Source organism: Acidihalobacter aeolianus, assembly GCF_001753165.1.
Classification (GTDB): Bacteria; Pseudomonadota; Gammaproteobacteria; order DSM-5130; family Acidihalobacteraceae; genus Acidihalobacter; species Acidihalobacter aeolianus.
The window spans coordinates 1,887,257-1,902,941 of sequence record NZ_CP017448.1 but is presented as its reverse complement, the minus strand read 5'-3'; the positions used below and the strand labels follow the sequence as shown (position 1 = coordinate 1,902,941).

Here is a 15,685-nt window from a genome sequence, read left to right as displayed (position 1 = left end):
CCGCGAATCATACTGACGGGGTAACAGCCCGTCAATCCGCGGCGAGACGGGGTCTTGAGTAGGCAATGGGGAGCGAGACTATCGCTTCAAGACCGCCCTGGGGGTCGTTGGCGAGGGTCAATCGACCGCCGTGATTGCGTGCGATGCGCTCCACGATGGCCAGTCCCAGGCCGATACCACCGCTGGCGGATCCGTGCACGTAGGGATGGGTCATGGCGGCGAGGCGATCGGGTGGGATGCCGGGGCCGTGATCGTGCACGCGCAGGACTGCGCGGTCGCCCTGCAGCGAGGTTTCGACGTCGATGGGCGCTGTGCCATGCTGGAGCGCGTTGTCGATCAGGTTGCGTATCAGACGCGACATGGCCACGGGCTGTATGGGTAGGGTTTTTCCGCCAAGGCCGGGGGCGAAGCGTATATTCCCGCCGTTTTCGGGCGTACCGCTGCGTTCGATGGTCTCGGCAACCAGCATGTCGAGTGCGACAAGCTGGGGCGTTTCCTCGCGTCCGTCACGCGCATAGCCGATGAACTGTTCGATGATGCTATCCATCTCGCGGATATTGGCCACGATTTCCTCGCGCGTATCGGCCGCACTTTCCGGCAGGAATTCGCTGGCCAGACGGATGCGGGTGAGCGGCGTGCGCAGGTCGTGTGAGACGCCCACGAGAACCAGTTGGCGCTCCTTGATCAGTGCGTCGATGTCGGCGAGCAGGCGATTGAAACGGGTGGCGAGTTCGCGGATGTCGCGAGGGCCGTGCGCGATCACCGGGTCTGGCAGCCGGCCCTCGCGCAGGCGTGCCACGGCATTGACCAGCGTGGTAAGCGGTCGATTGATCTGACGCGCGGCGAGAAAGCCGCCCAGCAGCGAGAGTATCAGCAGCGCGATCAGTCTGAAGTAGGGCAGCGGTACGGGATTGCCCTGGGCGATGGGCAGGCCGAGTTGAATCGGGCGTTTGTCCTGCCAGCTCAGCCAGAGCCTGTGTGTACTGCGATCGATTCGGATCGCAGCGGTCGGACCGAGGCGGTCGCGCAGGCGGGTCTCGACACTGCGCAGGAATCGATTGCGCGGCGGCACTGCCTGCTCGGGTACGGGCGCTGCGGTGCTGAGCCGGATGTGGCGGTCGTCGAACTGTCGCTGGAGAACCGGGTAGGCGGAAGGCGGCACGGCCGAGGCGAGTATCAGCGTTTGCGCCCAGAGATCGGCCAGCCGCTGACTGCGCGGGCCGTACTCGTAGGCATGCAGGAAGCCGTAGACGGCGGCCTGCCCGAGCAGCAGCAGGCCGGCGATGAGCAGCACCATGCGCGTGAACAGGGTATCTGGCCAGAAGGACGGTAATTTCATGACGTTTGCCGTTCGTCGGCGGGTTGTGTGGGATCGCCGTTGGGCGCGAAGGCATAGCCTAGCCCCCATACCGTCTGCAGGTAGCGCGGTCGGCGCGGATTCTCCTCGATGAGCTTGCGCAGACGAGAAATCTGCGCATCGATGCTGCGCTCGCTGGCATCGCTGACGCCACCGGAGAGCATTACCTGCAGGTGTTCGCGGGACAGGGTCTGGTAGGGATGCTCGCCCAGCGCGCGGAGCAGCGCGAATTCGCCGCTGGTGAGTGGGATGATCTCGTCGCCTCGGTACAGCCGGCGCTCGCCGAGATCGAGGCGAAATGGGCCGAAACGGATTTCCCCGGGCAACGGGGTGGCGGCGGAGGCTTCGCTGTCGCTGCGACGCAGTACGGCGCGGATACGCGCGACCAGCTCGCGTGGTTCGAAGGGCTTGGGCAGGTAATCGTCGGCACCCAGTTCCAGCCCGAGCACCTTGTCGGGCAGTTCGCCGCGTGCGGTGAGCATGATGATGGGCAGACTGGCGTGGCTTTGGCGCAGGCGTCGGCATACGGACAGACCGTCTTCGTCGGGCATCAGCACATCGAGCAGCAGGAGGTCGAAATGCTCGCGCTGGAGCACGCGGTCCATGTGTGCCGCATCGCCGACGGCGCGCGCCTCGAATCCCTGGTCTTCGAGATAGCGCTGCAGCATATTGCGCAATCTGGGGTCATCATCGACGATCAGCAGCTTGGGCATCGCTCGTGTCCGGAAATAGGGCCGCTGCCCGGAGGCAGCGGCTGGTTGGCGGAGTTGGCTCAGTCAGCCATAGGACCATGGCCAGGCATACCTGGATGGCCCATTCTGCGATGTTCGAAACGCTTGGCCCAGTCGGCGGCCTGTTTCCACTGTTCGGGCGTCAGCACGCGCTTGATCAGTACGATCTGATCGATGCGCAGCTTCAACATTTTGGCGCGTGCCGCGTCGATGCGTGCGCCAATGGCGTCGAGTTCGCTGCGGTCGCGACCCTCCAGGGCAGCCTTGCGCAGGGCCATGAAGTCCTCGCGCATCGCCTTGCGCGTTTCGACGGCGGTCTTGAGGTGCTGGTTACGCCACACGGCGATCTCGCTGGCCTGTTTGTCGGTCAGTTTGAGCGCGTAGGCATGGCGCTGCACGAGCATCAGTAACGGCAGGCCGCCGCCCATGCGATGGTGCTGCCAGCCGCAGCCTCTTTCGTGCATCATCTTCCAACCGCCGTGCGGCGGTCCGTCCCCCTGTCCAGGCATCTGCGCAAACGCGCTGCCGGTCATCAACAGACCGGCCAGGGCCAGGGCGATCGGGGTGCTGCGTTTGAAGGCATGGTTCATGGGTAACTCCTCGCTTGTTCGGGTAGGCTGACGCGGATGACGTCGACATGGAACATAGCGCGCAGTCGGATTCCGGTGTGGGGCTGCATGTTGAGAAGTGTGAATCCATGCCGGCCTGGTAACAATTCACAACAATTAAATGCCTGGACGGGTACCTTGAGGGCTTTAAAGTACGCAGCCATGAATCTGAGTGAATCCCTACACCGTCCTGGCGCAGCACTGGCGGCGGTCGCCTGCCTGGGTGTGCTCCTGACGACGCCGAATGTCGATGCGATGGACCCGTTGGGTGCATACGATGGGCTTGGCCAAGGTGCCGGGCGGCTGCTCGCGGTACCGAATATGCCGTCACCTGCCCAGCCCGGCGGGGCTGCCCTGCCATCCGCATGGCATGGACGACCCTTGTCTCTGGCGCAACTGAGCTGGCTCGCGCTACGCGACAATCCGAAGACGCATGCCGCCTGGGCCCAGGTCGAGGCCGAGGCGGCCTTGTTGGGGCAGGCGCGCAGCGCCTGGTGGCCGACGCTCAGCCTGTCGATACCCGTCCAGCGCCGTAGGACGACGACGGCCGCCGGCTACGCCCTGCCGCAGCAGGACACGGCCTCGCCGAATCTCAGTCTGTCGTTCCTGATCTGGGATTTTGGACATCGCTCGGCCTTGATCGCGCAGGCCGAAGCCACGCTGCATGCGCAGGAACTCAATCAGAACGAAACCGTGCAGGCTGTGCTCTATAGCGTGCAGCAGGCGTATTACAACCTGCTCGGCCAACGCGCCCTTTTACAGACCTATCGCGCGGCTTTGGACGAGAGTCGTCAGGCGTTGACTGCGGCCGAGGCCTTGCACCGTGCCGGACGTGTCACGGTGAGCGATCTGTATCAGGCACGGGCGGCGCTTGCGCAGGCCGAGGCGAATCTGGCCACGGCCGAGCAGATGGCGACCAGCGACGAGGGTGCTTTGGCGAGCGCCGTCGGCCTGCCGCTGGGCGCGCCGATCCAGTTGGCCGGGCTCGATCTTAGTGCGCCGCCGAGTCTTTCTCGTTCCGTGAATGGCTGGCTGCAGGCCGCACTGTCGGAAAATCCGGGCTTGCGCAGCGCTCAATACCAGTTCAGCGCGGCCCGGGCGGGGCTATCTGCGGCGGAGCGCAACGATCTGCCGACCCTGAGTTTCGGGGCCGATCAAGGCTGGCATGCGCAGAACGGGTTCGGGCCTTCACAGCAGTACAGCATCGGCATCACCCTCAACGTGCCGCTATTCACCGGCTTCCAGCACACCTACCAAGTGGCTCAGGCCAGGGCCCAGCTGGCCCAGGCACGGGCGACGCTCGACGATACGGTGAATACCACCCAGCTTGCCGTCTGGCAGGCGTATTACGCCTTCCGCAGTGCGACATTGGCACTGCCGAGCGCCCAGGCCCAGGAGGAAAACGCGGCCAAGGCGCTGGCCGCGGTCGAGGCGCAGTATCGGGTCGGTCTGGCCACCATGCAGGACCTGCTCACGGCGCAGAGTACCTTGACCAGTGCCAGGGTGGCCGTGCTGCGCGACGCGATCAACAGTTACCTCGCCCTGGCGGGGCTGAGTAGTGCCGTAGGGAGCCTGGCGCCGCCCGCAGCTGAAACGGTGGATGCACCATGACGAATCAGCCGCGACGACGAAGCGGATCGTTTTTCGGGAGTGTAGAGAATGCTGCGTAAACTGGCATGGAGCCTGCCCTGGGTGGCCTTGTTGCTGCTCGCGGGGTGCGGCAAGGAGGCGGGCCATGCGCGCCGACACGGCTTCATGGCCGACATGGCGGTGCCGGTGCGGGTGGTCAAGGTCGAGACCCGCTGGATGCCGGTGACGACGAGTTCGGTTGGTACCGTGCAGAGCCTGCATACAGTCACCGTGCGTCCTCAGGTCACGGGCATGCTCAGCGCGGTCGAGGTGCATTCGGGGCAGAGCGTGCGGGCGGGGCAAATCCTGTTCCGGCTTGATCGCACCCCGTTCCTGGCCGCGCTCAGGCAGGCGCAGGCCAAGTTGCAGGGGGATCTCGCGAACGCCCGGTATACCGCCGATCAGGTATCCGCGCTGCGTCCGCTGGTCGCCAAGGATTATGTGACCCGCCAGAGCTTCGAACAGGCGCAGGCCGCGGCGCTTGCCGCCTCCGCCCAGGTCAAGCAGGATCGTTATGCAGTCGAGACCGCGAGCATCCAGCTGGGATACACCGTCATCCGGGCACCGATTGCCGGCCGCCTGGGTGCCGTGGACATCAAGGCCGGCAACATCGTGCAGGCCGATTCGACTGCCCTGGTCACGCTCAATCAGATGTCGCCCGTCGAGGTCGATTTCAGCGTGCCTCAGTCATTGCTGCCCGCGGTGCGCGAGGCGCTGGCAGACAGGGGCAAGTCGGGCGACGTTGCCGTGTTCCGCGAGGACGATCAGGGCAAGCCGCTGGGCCGCGGGCGCCTGAGTTTCGTCGACAACAGCGTTGCGGCCGGAACGGGCACGGTCGCCCTGCGCGCCCTGGCCGACAATCCCGGCATGCAATTGTGGCCCGGGCAGTTCGTGGTCGTCCGCCTGACCCTGCGTACCTTGCCGCACGCGAAGGTCGTGCCGGCACGCAGCGTGCAGCAGGGACAGCGGGGGCCGTACGTCTACATGGTCGCCAAGGGCCATGCCGTGATGCGTCCGGTGAAGGTCGGCTTCATCGCCAACGGCCTTGCCGTGATCGACTCGGGGCTGGAGCCCGGCGACGAGGTGGTCGACCCGGTGCCCGCGCGCATGCGCCCGAACGGGCCGGTACGCGTGCTTTCCGGAAAACCCGGGGAACCCGAAGCCGCAATGCGCGACGGGCACAAGGGGTTCGCCTTCGGCCATCGCCGCGCCGTCGGTGAGCGTCCATGAATCTATCCGGGCCCTTCATCCGCCGACCGGTGATGACCACGGTGCTGACCGCGGCCGTGATCCTGTTCGGCCTGCTGGCCTATCGCGCCCTGCCGGTGGCGCTGCTGCCCAACGTCTCCTTCCCCACGATCATGGTTTCCGCCAGTCTGCCCGGAGCCAGCGCGCAGACCATGGGGTCGGCGGTGGCCTCGCCGCTGGAGAACCAGTTCTCGAGCATCCCCGGACTGCTCTCGATGAGTTCGGAGAGCCGCAACGGCAACACGCGTATCATCCTGCAATTCGATCTCAAGACGAACATCGACGCGGCTTCGCAGGAGGTGCAGGCGGCGGTCGGGCAGGCGGCCCACTTCCTGCCGCCGGACATGCCGCAGACGCCGCTGGTGCGCCAGCTCAACCCGGCGCAGAGTCCGATCATGTTCATCGGCCTGTCGGCGCCGAACATGCCGCTGTATCAGCTGGACGCCTATGCCGAACAGCGCTTCGCCACGCAGGTGTCCGGCGTGCCGGGGGTTGCCCAGGTGCGCGTGTTCGGCGGGCAGACCTATGCCGTGCGCATCTACCTCAATCCCTATGCCCTGGCGGCCAGGAACCTGTCTCTGACCGGCGTGGCCAGCACCATTGGCGCGTTGAACGTCAATCTTCCTCAAGGCACGCTGCAGGGCAGCGCCAGCAACTACGACATCAACGTCAACGGCCAGCTTGGTGACGCGGCCGCCTACAACCACATGGTGCTGGCCTACGGCAACGGTTCGCCGGTGCGCCTGAACGAGGTGGGACACGCCGAGGACAGCGTCCAGCAGAACCTGCAGAAAACCTGGATCAACGGCGATCGCGGCATCATCCTCGCCGTGGTGCGCGAGCCGGACAGCAACACCGTGCAGGTGGCCGACACGATCCGTGCGATGTTGCCCAAGCTGCAGGCCGCGCTACCTGGTGGCGCCACGCTGCACATCCTTTACGACAAGTCGCGCTACGTGAAGGCCGCGGTGGAAGAGGTCCAGCTGACCCTGATCCTCGCCAGCATGCTGGTGGCCTTCGTGATCTGGCTGTTTCTCGGTGATCTCAGACAGATGCTGGTCGCGGCCGTGGCCATTCCGATCTCGCTACTGGGCACCTTCGCGGTCCTGGATGCGCTGGGCTACAGCTTCAATGTATTGACCCTGCTTGCGCTCACCCTGTCGGTCGGATTCGTGGTGGACGATGCGGTGGTGATGCTGGAGAACATTTCCCGACACCGCGAGGCAGGTCTGTCGCCCTTGCGTGCGGCATTGCTCGGCAGTCGCGAAATCGGCTTTACCGTGCTCTCGATGACCCTGTCACTGTCGGCCGTGTTCCTGCCGTTGATTTTCATGGGGGGCCTGCTTGGACGACTGTTTCTGGAATTCGGCGTCACCATCGCGGTGGTGATCCTGGTTTCTGGTGCAGTCTCGCTGAGTCTGACGCCCATGTTGCTTTCGCGCATGCGCGACCGTGAGCGAGCGAATAGCCGCGTTTCCGCCTTTCAGCGCCTGTTCGAGGCGTTGACACGGGTTTACGGGGATTCCCTGGCCTGGTCGTTGCGGCATCGCCGCTGGGTGCTCGGTTTCGCGGGCTTCAGCCTGCTGGCTGCGTTCGGTCTGTTCATGCTGGTGCAGAAGGCCTTCATTCCCAGCGGCGATTCCGGGATGATCATCGCCAACCTGCGCTACCCCGAAGGCATTCCCTTCGCGCAGCTCACCCGGGAACAGGAACAGGTCGCAAGGCGCATTCAGGCCAATCCTGCGGTGGCGGTCGTGATGTCGAGTGCCGGACAGAGCGGCGGCGGTTTCGGCGGCAGCAACGTGGGACGCATCATCATCCATCTCAAACCGGCCGGCGAACGCGAGAATATCGACCGGGTGATGATGCAGTTGCGGCGCGAGATGGCGCGGTTCCCGCTGGTCCGCGCGTTCTTCATCCAGCCGCCAGCGATTCAGCTCGGTGCGATGTCCAGCAATGCCAACTATCAGTTCGTGCTGCAGGCGAATACCGAAAACCTGCTGGAAAACGCCGTACCTCGCTTTGAGGAGGCGCTACGCGGCATTCCTGGGATCATCGGGGTCAATTCCAGCCTGCAGATGCGCAATCCCGAGATTCGCGTGCACATCCTGCGTGAACGCGCGGCCGCGCTGGGGGTAACCCCGCAGACGATCGAAAAGACCTTGAACCTGGCCTATGGCGGCAGCATGGTGGGTACCATCTACGGTTCCGCACAACAGTACGAGGTCATTGCTCAGGTGGCGCCAAAATACCAGACCGATGCCTCGGCACTGGGTGCAATATACCTGCCTTCGAGCAGCGGGCAGATGGTGCCCCTGCACGCCATTGCGCGGTTGGATTACGGCGTCGGCCCGCTGAGCGTGGAGCATTATGCGCAGATGCCGTCGGCGACGGTCTCGTTCAATCTGCGCCCGGGCATTTCGTTGGGCGAGGTGACCAGCAAGATCCAGGCGCTGGCCAACAAGACCCTGCCGGCCGGGGTCAGTGGGCAGTTCGCCGGCAGCGCAAAATCGTTTCAGCAGTCACTTCTGGCGCTGCCTATCCTGCTGTTGGTCACGGTGCTGGTCATCTATGTGATTCTGGCCATTCTCTACGAACACTTCGTACACCCGCTGACCATCCTCACGGCGCTGCCGCTTGCGGGCTTCGGTGCCTTGCTCTCGCTCTATGTATTCCGGCAGCCGCTGGATCTGTTCAGCTTTGTCGGCATCATCATGCTGGTCGGTTTGGTGAAGAAGAATGGCATCATCATGATCGATTTCGCCATCGAGCGGCGTCGGCAGGGCGAGGATGCGTTGACCGCGATCCACGATGCTTGCGTGATCCGCTTTCGACCCATCATGATGACCACCGGGGCGGCGATTCTCGGTACCTTGCCGATCGCGCTAGGTTTCGGTTCGGATGCCAAGGCGCACATGCCGCTCGGCATCGCGGTCGTCGGGGGACTCGTGTTCTCGCAGTTCCTCACACTTTATGTGACCCCGGCGTTCTACGTGACCGCCGAGCGCTGGTTTGCTTCACGTCGCCCACGCCCGGCAGCATTGGAAGAGGTTCAGTCCTGACTTGAAGGCCCGTGCGGCTGCATGTCCAGCGGATAGGTCGCAAAGGCCCGATGCAGGCCGTCCAGGTGGCCGACCAGGGCCTTGAGGAGGCTGTCCGATACCGTGTTGTTGGTTGTGTTCAGCGCTGCCAGGGCCTGATTCAGGTTGCTGTCGGCGGCTTTCAGCGGCGGCGAGACATAGGGGTTTTCGAAGACGCCGACAGCCTTGCGCAGCGCCGCGATGGCATCGGCCCGATTGGGTATGGCCAATGCGCGCTGGGCCTGCGTCAGGTATTTGCGCGCCTGTGCCACCGCCTTCCCGTTGCCCAGGTCGTCCAGCGCGTAAAACAGGTGGCTGAAGAAGGGCTGTACCTGCTGGTTGTCCTCGAAGTGCATCTTGGCACGCATGGCGCGGGCCATGGCCAGGAATTCGGCGCCCGGTAGCCTGGCGCGGATCAGCTCGAGCATCACCTGGACCTTGGTGAGGTCGGCATCCAGTTCAATGAGGTTGCTGTCATGCAGTGCCGCCCGCGCCTCGATCGCATCGGCCATGGCCTGGGCGGCGTAGACTTGCATGCGGTCCAGCGATCCGACTTTCAGGTCGAGTGCCGGACCGGGTGTAGGCGACATCGGTTCCAGCTTGTCGGCGGCGTTGGCCAAACCGACGGTACTGATAAGCGGCAGCGCAATCAGCAGACGTATGCGCAGGGAGCGGTGTATCGGGACCAAAACGTTTCTCCTCGGGTGCTGGGAAAGCGGCGGACGATTGAGCAAATCGTCACGCGTCGCTGCAAACGATACGGTATTCGGGCGAGTCCGGGGAGTCGTCGCCCGCATGTATGATGAAACGGAATGTCGTACCGGGCTCGGCATGCCAGCCGGTGTCGAGCGGGTATAGGCCGAGCAGTTGGGCCTCTGTCGTCAAAGTGGTGCTGTCGTGCCAGTCGTTTAACGTCCAGGTAATGCGACATGGATCGGGCAGCAGCAGACGCAGTTTGCGCCCGGGTCTGATGCGGCCGACCGGTGCCGCCGGCGACCAGAAGGCGGTGTGAGCGTTTGGGCGTCGGCCGGCATAGCGTTCCCAGACGGGTTGCGGACGATCCACCGGACTGCCTTGTGCGCGCGCGGCCACAAGCTTGATGAATTCGGCATGTGCCCAGGCGAGCGGCATCGCCGAACCAGTCGGCCTGAAGGGAGATAGCTGGTGTTCGGCATTGGTCTCGCCGTCCCAGATCTGTTCGGGCAGCATGCCAGCGGTGCTGGCGCTTGCGGCCATGGCGCGCAACAGAGGCAACGGGTCGCGACCGGCGGCGAGTTCGTAGTGGCCGCGTTCGCCGGCGAGCAGCGGCCACGGGCGTCCGCGCCCGGTACCGTCGAACGGGCGGCCGTCGGCATGTTCGCCGTAGCCGTCTTCGTTGTAGCGATACCAGACCGGACCGTCCGGCGTTTCGAAACGCAGCAACGCATCAACCAGTTTTAGGCTGTCGCAAATCAATGGATCGTCGGCCCGGCGTAGGCCGTAGCGGACTAATTGCAGAAAATCGGGACTGATGTGCTGGTCGGCGTGCAGGTCCGGTTGGGGGTTGCGGTTGTTGACGACGATGGGTGCATGCAATGCGGTGCGGTCGTTGAGGACGTCACGTGGAGCAATGCGTACGTAATGCCCCGCAATGCCGTGCTCACGGTCCAGGAGGGTGTCACGGGCAACCGTCCAGTCCTCGATCTGCGCGTTCCAGCAATCGGCCAGGGTCAGCACCATTTCCCGCTCTGCACCGTCGAGATAGCCGGCACCCACCACCAGGCCGGCAATGGCGACCGCCAGCGTGAAGGGACTGAGTCCGCGATCCTCCTCCCAGCGGTCCTCCTCGCTGACCGGACCGTGCAGGGCGATGAAGCGCAGGGCGCGGCGAACCATGGCGGTAGGGTCGATGTCGCCTAGCGCATGGTGCTCTTCGAGTGCCCCGGCGAGCAGAATGGGGAAGGCGGTTTCATCGAGTTGCAGCCCTTCCCAGTAGGCGCGCCCACCCAGCCACTGGTTCTGCGTCCAGTGGCCGTCGGCGTGCTGGTTGGCGATCAGATAGCGCAGGTTGGCCCGGGCATCCTCGTAGGCGCCGAGCGCGAGCAGCGCCCCCGCGGTCTCCACAAGGTCGCGAGGCCAGACCAGGTGATATCCGCCCTCGCGCTCGCGCGTTTCCCCCCAGGGAATGCTTAGGCTGGCGACGACGGCACCGGGGTAGGTCTTGTCCTCGTGAGTCTTGACCACCATGGCTGAGGTACGCAGTAGCTCGAAGAGGTTCTGCTCCAGGCTGGAGACCTCGGGGAACTGGGCTTCCCAGATCTTGTGCCAGGCATCCCATTGTGTGCAGCAACGTTCGACGACATGGTCGTAGGCGTGGGTGAGGCTGGCGAAGGCCAGGGTCGCAGCGGAGCGGCGCCCGCTGCCGAATCCCAGCGCCAGGACGGCACGTCTGGGCAACGCTGCCGTCAGTGCCACATTACCCGGTCCGGCATGCTCATAGGCCCATTCGCTGCGCCCGTGGTGGGCGAAGTCCTGCCAACCGTCGTTGACGCCCACGTAACCGGCGGAGCATCGGTCCAGACCCTCACCTCCGCGTTCGTCGCGAGCCGCCAGGGCAAGCGAGAATGGCCCTTGTGCCGCCCACAGGACGCGGCGGCCATGATATTCACCACACCACGCCTCGTTGCGGTCGCCACTGCCGCCGGGGCGCGGGGCAAGCAGCACGTAGGGCTTGAGACCCTCGTCGCCGCTGAGCTGGACATCGAGCATGAGGACATCGCGCCGCGGGTCGGGGCAGATGCCGACACGCAAGGTGAAGCGTTCCTGGCGGTGAATCAGGGTGACGACCGGAGCGCCGGGGCCACGGGCTTCCACCGTGTAGTCGTCGCGTTTTCTGAGCTCGACCCAGAACCCGTTGTCGTCGGCGACGATGAAACCCAGGTCGCGTACCTGCGGGATGTCGACCCGCGGATAGTAGATTTCGTTCACGATGCCCTGGCCCAGGGTATACCAGAGGCGGGGATTACCCAGGGCGCAGCCCACCATGTCTTTGCGGCTGGGGCTCCAGGTGGCGGGAATGCCAGGGCCGTCGGGGGCTTCGTTCATGAGCGGTCCTCGCGGTTGCCGCGCTGGTTGAGCAGGTAGGCTGCAAGCAATGCCAGCAGACCGACGGCGGCCAGCAGCAGGTAGGGGCGCAACTGGCCGAGTATCGAGAGCAGCGTGCCGAGGTGTTCCGACAGGGCGTAGGGAAGCAAGCACCACACCGCGCACCAGACGAAGCAGCCGAAGGCGTTGGCGGGCACGAAGCGGATTCTGGGCATGCCGAGCATCCCGGCGACGGGGCCGTTGAGCTGGCGCAATCCGTCGACGAAGGGCGCCACGATGACGATCCATGCGCCCCAGCGGACATAGAGCCGGTGCATGCGCCTGAGGTGGTGGCGGTTGATCAGGCGCGTGCGCAGCAGCAGTCTGCGTCCGCCCAGGTTGCCCAGCTGATAACCGATGTTGTAGCCCGCTAGGGCCGCGGCCAGGGCGCTGATGAACACCAGCGAAAGATCCATGTCGCCTCTCCCGGCGAGCACGCTGGCGGCCACCACCAGGGTGAGTCCCGGTGCGGGGATGCCGATCCCCTCGAGCATCACGGCGAACATGATCGCGAAATAACCGTAGCTGTCGAGATACGGCGTGGCGAAACGCAGGCTCTGGTCCAGGAAACTCATGGCGACAGAGGCCGGCGTTCCGCCAGGGTTTGCTTGAGAGGCGCTGCCGGCATCCTCATCCGTCCGTGGGTATGGCGCCAGTCCCCCAGTGCGTATGGAATATGCCCGGTTTGTCGAGTCTCTCGTAGGTGTGTGCGCCGAAGTAGTCGCGTTGTGCCTGAATCAGATTGGCTGGCAGTCGCCGGCTGCGCAGTCCGTCGTAATAGGCGAGTGCGGCAGCCAGTGCGGGCATGGGTATGCCGCCGATGGCCCCTTGCGTGACGATCGTGCGCAGGCCGCCTTCGAGTTTGCCGAGCCGCGCGGACAGGGTCTCGTCGAACAGCGGATTGCCCATGAGCGGCGGACTGACATAGGCGGCGGCGAGATCGTCGAGCAGGGCGGCGCGGATGATGCAGCCGCCGCGCCAGATGCGGGCCACCGTGTCGAGCGATGTGCCGTAGCCCTTGGCCTCCGCTGCCTCAGCAATCAGGTGCATGCCCTGGGTATATGCGATCAGCATGCCGGCCTCCAGGGCCGCGGCGGCCTGTTTGGCCAATGAGGCGGAAGGGGCAACGGTCGCCGGTCCTGGCAACATACCGGCAGCAGTCTGCCGCGCCGCATAGAGATCCGAGAGCCCGCGCGCGGTGACTGCGGCATCGATCGCCGGGGTAGGAACGCCGAGTTCGAAGGCCGCTTCGCTGGTCCAGCGCCCGGTGCCTTTCTGACCAGCGGCATCGCGGATCTTGTCGAGCAGCAGCCCGCTGCCGGAATCGTCAGGCTGTTGCAGGATGTCGGCGGTGATTTCGATCAGATACCCGGCCAGCGTACCCTCGTTCCATTCGGCAAACAGGCGGTGCAGATCGGCATGGTCATATCCCGCGCCGCGGTGCAGCAGATCGTAGATCTCGGCGATCTGCTGCATGAGCGCGTATTCGATGCCGTTGTGCACCATCTTGACGAAGTGCCCGGCCCCGCCGCTGCCCATCCAGGATACGCAGGGCGCGCCGTCCGGTGCGATAGCCGCGGCCGGTTCCAGTAGGGGGCGGACGTGTTTCCAGGCGGCCGCTTCGCCGCCCGGCATCATGCTGGGCCCGAAACGTGCCCCGGTCTCGCCGCCGGAAACACCCATACCGATGAAGTGGAGATCTTGCCCGGCAAGTGTACTTAGACGGCGTTCCGTGTCCGGGAAATGGGAGTTCCCGCCATCGATAACGATGTCGCCGGCCTGGAGATGCGGTGAAATCTGGGCGATTGCGTCGTCCACCACCCCGGCTGGGACCATCAGCAGGACGATCCTGGGACGGGTCAGCGAAACGATGAAGGCGTTGAGATCGTCTGTGCCCTGTGCCTGGTCCGGTCGGTCCAACTCGGCCGCTGCGCGTGCGGTAAAAGCATCAGCCTTGCCCCGACTGTGGTTGTAGCCAGCGACACGGGCGCCGCGGCTAGCCAGATTGAGACCGAGATTCGCCCCCATGACGCCGAGACCGACGACGCCGATGTCAAAGGGTGAAGTTGCCATGAGCTACCTCCATGGAGTTCAGGTTGGTCCCCCGGTCATGCCTTTGCCCGTTGTCGCAAGCTTGCTGTCTCGATCGACCCTCGCGCGGCCCCGCACCAAGCGATGCGGGGCCGCGAGCTCATTTGGGCAGGGTGATCGCGGCGAACAGCGGCGTCTTGTCGCGCAGGATCAATATCGGTATCGGTTTGCCCGCAGGGGCTTCCCGCACCAAGCGGTTGAGTTCGGCCGCCGAGGTAATCCGATGACGGTTGAATTCCAGAATGATGTCGCCGACCTGTAGGCCGTTCTGCGCGGCGGCACCGTTGGGGTTGATCGACTTGATGACAACGGCATCGTGCTTCAGGCCAAGCGGGCCGAGCTGATCCTTGGGGATGGTCTCGACAGCGACACCCAGGCGACCATGTCCCTGATCACCCTGATCCGGTTCGCTCGAGGCCTTCATCGCCTGCTCGCTCAATTTGCCGATCTTGACCGTCAGGGTCATGTGCTTGTCGTTGCGCAGAATCTCGACCGGCACCACTGTGCCCACCGGGGTGCTGCCGACCAGAGGCGGCAGATCGCCGGAACGCACGACGGGGTGACCGTCGAACTTGAGAATGATGTCGCCCGACTTGAAGCCGGCCTTGGCGGCGGGGCTGCCGGGTTCAACCCGGGCCACGAGCGCACCGGTGGGCTGCTGCAGGCCGAAGGACTGTGCCAGCGACTGGTTCATGCCCTGGACCATCACACCCAGCCAGCCATAGCTGACCTTGCCATGGGCCTTGATCTGATTGATCACGTCCTTGACGATGTTGATCGGGATCGCGAACGAGAGTCCCATGAACCCACCGGAGTTGGTGTAGATCTGCGAGTTCACACCGACCACCTGACCCTTCAGGTTGAGCAACGGTCCGCCCGAGTTGCCGGGATTGACCGCAGCGTCGGTCTGAATGAACGGAACGTAGTTCTCGTCGGGAAGATTGCGCGACAGGGCGCTGATGATGCCCTGGGTGGCGGTGTAGTCGAAGCCGAACGGGTTGCCGATGGCCAGTACCCACTGTCCGACCTGGAGATTGCTTGAATCGCCTAGCGGCAGAGTGGGCAGATCCTTGGCATCGATCTTGAGCAATGCCAGATCGGTGCGTTTGTCCATGCCGATGACCTTGGCCGAGTACTCGTGGCGGTCGAGCAGGCGGACCTTGAGTTCGGTATCGCCGACCACGACGTGCCGATTGGTCACGATATAACCATCCGGCGATATGATGAAGCCAGAACCAAGGATGCGCTCCTTGCTTTCGAACGGCTGGTTATACGGGTTGTTCGGGCCGAAGAAGTGCTTGAAGAACTGGCCCAATGGACTGCCAGGAGGCAGATCGGGCATGCCCCGAGCACTCCCGGATTCACCCTTGACGACGCGTACGCCGGTGATGCTTACCACGGCCGGGGCTGCCTTGTGCACCAGTTGGGCAAAGTCGGGCAAACTGCTCAGACTGGGCGCGGCGACCGCGGTGGCGTGCGCATTCGCGGACTTGGATTGATGATCCGAGGATTCCTGTGCGCAGGCCTGCGTGGTCAGCGCGAGCATGGCGACCAGGGCCAGCGACAACCAGGAGCGCGTCCGATGGATAAGGCTTCGATTCATGTGTGACTTCCGTTTCCAGCATCGAGTCCCTGCCGACCAGGGGCGATAGCGTGCATGGTAGTGTGATGCGGCAGCGCTCGATATCTTGATATTCTGACTGCCGCGTATGGACCGAGTTCCGGTGCCCGAACAGAGGATAGCCCAACTGGCGAACGGGCTGCACGCCCGCGGCCGACGATCAGGGGTGGTTCGGCACGTCTGCGTAAAGCCTGTGT

Annotated in this window: 11 protein-coding genes; 3 read left to right on the top strand and 8 right to left on the bottom strand. The window is 64.5% G+C overall.

Features of this window, described 5'->3' with window-relative positions:
* Window positions 1-31 precede the first annotated feature (31 nt).
* Genes BJI67_RS08690 through BJI67_RS08680 form a run of 3 tightly spaced genes read right to left on the bottom strand, consistent with a single transcriptional unit; the run spans window position 32 to window position 2,678 of the window.
* Window positions 32-1,339, bottom strand: coding sequence for an ATP-binding protein (locus BJI67_RS08690; protein WP_070072696.1), 1,308 nt, complete (start codon window positions 1,337-1,339; stop codon window positions 32-34).
* A complete protein-coding gene (locus BJI67_RS08685; protein ID WP_070072695.1) occupies window positions 1,336-2,070 on the bottom strand; it encodes a response regulator in 735 nt (244 codons plus the stop codon). The genes BJI67_RS08690 and BJI67_RS08685 overlap by 4 nt, the downstream gene beginning before the upstream one ends.
* A gap of 59 nt (window positions 2,071-2,129) precedes the next feature.
* A complete protein-coding gene (locus BJI67_RS08680) occupies window positions 2,130-2,678 on the bottom strand; it encodes a Spy/CpxP family protein refolding chaperone (protein WP_070072694.1) in 549 nt (182 codons plus the stop codon).
* Window positions 2,679-2,858: 180 nt separating this feature from the next.
* Between BJI67_RS08680 and BJI67_RS08675 the strand changes: the two genes are divergently transcribed.
* From BJI67_RS08675 to BJI67_RS08665, 3 genes are read left to right on the top strand one after another with little or no spacing between them, the layout of a single operon-like run.
* A complete protein-coding gene (locus tag BJI67_RS08675) occupies window positions 2,859-4,307 on the top strand; it encodes a TolC family protein (protein ID WP_070072693.1) in 1,449 nt (482 codons plus the stop codon).
* A 48-nt stretch (window positions 4,308-4,355) separates the two neighbouring features.
* Entirely contained in the window at window positions 4,356-5,555 is a 1,200-nt protein-coding gene (locus BJI67_RS08670) for an efflux RND transporter periplasmic adaptor subunit (protein ID WP_070072692.1), read from the top strand.
* On the top strand, window positions 5,552-8,635 hold the full coding sequence (locus BJI67_RS08665; protein WP_070072691.1) for an efflux RND transporter permease subunit: 3,084 nt from the start codon (window positions 5,552-5,554) through the stop codon (window positions 8,633-8,635). Before BJI67_RS08670 ends, BJI67_RS08665 begins: the two co-directional genes overlap by 4 nt.
* On the opposite strand, the gene BJI67_RS08660 is transcribed toward BJI67_RS08665, so the two are convergent.
* The 5 genes from BJI67_RS08660 to BJI67_RS08640 form a co-directional block, all read right to left on the bottom strand.
* Window positions 8,626-9,342, bottom strand: coding sequence for a hypothetical protein (locus tag BJI67_RS08660; protein ID WP_070072690.1), 717 nt, complete (start codon window positions 9,340-9,342; stop codon window positions 8,626-8,628). The two genes, BJI67_RS08665 and BJI67_RS08660, sit on opposite strands and share 10 nt — an antisense overlap.
* 49 nt (window positions 9,343-9,391) lie before the next feature.
* Window positions 9,392-11,737, bottom strand: coding sequence for a glycoside hydrolase family 15 protein (locus BJI67_RS08655; RefSeq protein ID WP_070072689.1), 2,346 nt, complete (start codon window positions 11,735-11,737; stop codon window positions 9,392-9,394).
* Complete coding sequence (locus tag BJI67_RS08650) at window positions 11,734-12,351, bottom strand: DedA family protein (protein ID WP_070072688.1); 618 nt, start codon at window positions 12,349-12,351, stop codon at window positions 11,734-11,736. The genes BJI67_RS08655 and BJI67_RS08650 overlap by 4 nt, the downstream gene beginning before the upstream one ends.
* Window positions 12,352-12,406: 55 nt before the next feature.
* Window positions 12,407-13,849 carry an NADP-dependent phosphogluconate dehydrogenase gene (gene gndA / locus BJI67_RS08645; protein WP_070072687.1) on the bottom strand — a complete coding sequence of 481 codons (1,443 nt, stop codon included), beginning with the start codon at window positions 13,847-13,849 and terminating at the stop codon, window positions 12,407-12,409.
* Between the two features lie 118 nt (window positions 13,850-13,967).
* Entirely contained in the window at window positions 13,968-15,470 is a 1,503-nt protein-coding gene (locus BJI67_RS08640; RefSeq protein WP_231940826.1) for a DegQ family serine endoprotease, read from the bottom strand.
* Between the last annotated feature and the right edge of the window lie 215 nt (window positions 15,471-15,685).

Bases quoted from the DNA above. Each gene is read 5' to 3' on its own strand.
- BJI67_RS08675 (WP_070072693.1), top strand. From the start codon at position 2,859: ATGAATCTGAGTGAATCCCTACACCGTCCTGGCGCAGCACTGGCGGCG.
- BJI67_RS08665 (WP_070072691.1), top strand. From the start codon at position 5,552: ATGAATCTATCCGGGCCCTTCATCCGCCGACCGGTGATGACCACGGTG.
- gndA (WP_070072687.1), bottom strand. From the start codon at position 13,849: ATGGCAACTTCACCCTTTGACATCGGCGTCGTCGGTCTCGGCGTCATG.
- BJI67_RS08680 (WP_070072694.1), bottom strand. From the start codon at position 2,678: ATGAACCATGCCTTCAAACGCAGCACCCCGATCGCCCTGGCCCTGGCC.
- BJI67_RS08670 (WP_070072692.1), top strand. From the start codon at position 4,356: ATGCTGCGTAAACTGGCATGGAGCCTGCCCTGGGTGGCCTTGTTGCTG.
- BJI67_RS08655 (WP_070072689.1), bottom strand. From the start codon at position 11,737: ATGAACGAAGCCCCCGACGGCCCTGGCATTCCCGCCACCTGGAGCCCC.
- BJI67_RS08690 (WP_070072696.1), bottom strand. From the start codon at position 1,339: ATGAAATTACCGTCCTTCTGGCCAGATACCCTGTTCACGCGCATGGTG.
- BJI67_RS08650 (WP_070072688.1), bottom strand. From the start codon at position 12,351: ATGAGTTTCCTGGACCAGAGCCTGCGTTTCGCCACGCCGTATCTCGAC.
- BJI67_RS08685 (WP_070072695.1), bottom strand. From the start codon at position 2,070: ATGCCCAAGCTGCTGATCGTCGATGATGACCCCAGATTGCGCAATATG.
- BJI67_RS08640 (WP_231940826.1), bottom strand. From the start codon at position 15,470: ATGAATCGAAGCCTTATCCATCGGACGCGCTCCTGGTTGTCGCTGGCC.